The organism is Bacteroides sp. 2_2_4 (assembly GCF_000157055.1).
In the GTDB taxonomy this organism is placed as follows: domain Bacteria; phylum Bacteroidota; class Bacteroidia; order Bacteroidales; family Bacteroidaceae; genus Bacteroides; species Bacteroides ovatus.
This window is the reverse complement of sequence record NZ_EQ973394.1, coordinates 1-1,451: the sequence shown is the minus strand read 5'-3', so window position 1 is coordinate 1,451 and position 1,451 is coordinate 1. Positions and strand designations below refer to the sequence as shown.

The window sequence follows — 1,451 nt, the reverse complement described above, 5'->3', positions numbered from 1 at the left end:
TGCGGCGTTTCCGGTCACGAGTATCCATGGCCAGTTCAGCACTGCCACTGATGGCATTGAGAGGTCCTCGTATGTCATGGGAAAGTGTGATGATTATTTTCTTGCGCATGTCGGAGAGTGTACGGTTTTGTGTTGCCGTATCTTCCAGTTCAGCCTTGTCCCTTTCCCTGCGGTTAAGGTCACGCATGATGATAAGGTGCGAAATGATGAGCAGGATGATGGCCATGCCGATTACTCCTGCCATTAAAAAGAACGACATTTTCTCTGCTTCTGCCATTTTTAACTCTCTTTGTGAGAAGGCAGTCTGTGCCTGTTCGTCAAGGTCGTTTATCAGCTTGTTCAATGTCCTGTTCAATTCCCTGTTGCGCATACGCAGGCTGTCGGCATAAATGTCCATTTCGTTCGCCTGTCTTTGATGTATTGCTATCAGGCTGTCGCTGAAATCATGAAGTTCTTTTTGGGATGGCATTACTTGTATTTCTTCTTTTTTCCCGAAGAATCCTGCAATCCCTTTTTTCTTTTGTTCTATGGTACGGATATGTGTTGCACGCCTCGCCACTTCCGGCAACTGGTTTACCAGCACGCTGTCCGCTTCAGTTCGCCGTTCAAACATTTCCATTATGTGCAGCAGGTGTGTCTCCTTTTCGGCAAGCAGAGCACGAAGAGTGTCTATCTGTTCCGGGCGTACATATTCACGGCAGTGTCGTTTAAGCGAGTTCAACAAACTGTCGGCTTGAAGTCGGTGGTTACGATAGTACAGATAGTCCGCTTTGTTCCAATTTACCACACCCTCACCCAATGTGGCGAGCCCCGTAATACGGCGATGAGCCGTGTTGATACCACGACGTACAAGGTTTATGTTTGCCGTCTCTGCCTCAATTTCGCGCATCCGCTGCCGTTCATATATCAAAATGGCGGCCATGCTACCGATGACCGCCATAAGTATGGCATAGCCGAAAAATATTTTATATCGCAGCGACACTGTTTGTTGATGAAAAATATAATTGGTTAACTAAATATCAATATCACAGGATAGTGATCCCCACCCATCATATGATATCTTAGTACACATGTTCTTAGCTGTAATCTGCTATCGATAAGGAAATAATCTAATTCTCGACCTGAAAAATGTGTTGGCATACCACAACAAGCAAAATTAGCACTATTTCCCGGCCTACTCCTGGTACCTGTGGTCATTATTCTTAAATATTCTGATAATTCGCTTGGCGTTGAATTCATATCTCCGCCAATGATGAAAGGAGATACTGCATGACGTACTAAATCTCTTATATCTCCTACAGCACCAGACCCAGATTCGCAATGAAGGGTATAAATGTTACATCCATTATAATTTAAACAAATTGCAGATCGGCCTGTTCCTGATATCAGATAATGTATTGATGCTACAAAATTCAAATCCGCAATGATACAAGTATTACATCTACAATTAT

Annotated in this window: 1 protein-coding gene and 1 pseudogene; both read right to left on the bottom strand. The window is 43.8% G+C overall.

Annotation, left to right across the window (positions count from 1 at the left end):
- Positions 1-982: pseudogene (locus tag BSCG_RS00135) on the bottom strand (hybrid sensor histidine kinase/response regulator); the annotation flags it as partial.
- 26 nt (positions 983-1,008) lie between these two features.
- On the bottom strand, positions 1,009-1,451 hold a 443-nt coding region (locus tag BSCG_RS30290; RefSeq protein WP_008777665.1), incomplete at its 5' end, for an endonuclease/exonuclease/phosphatase.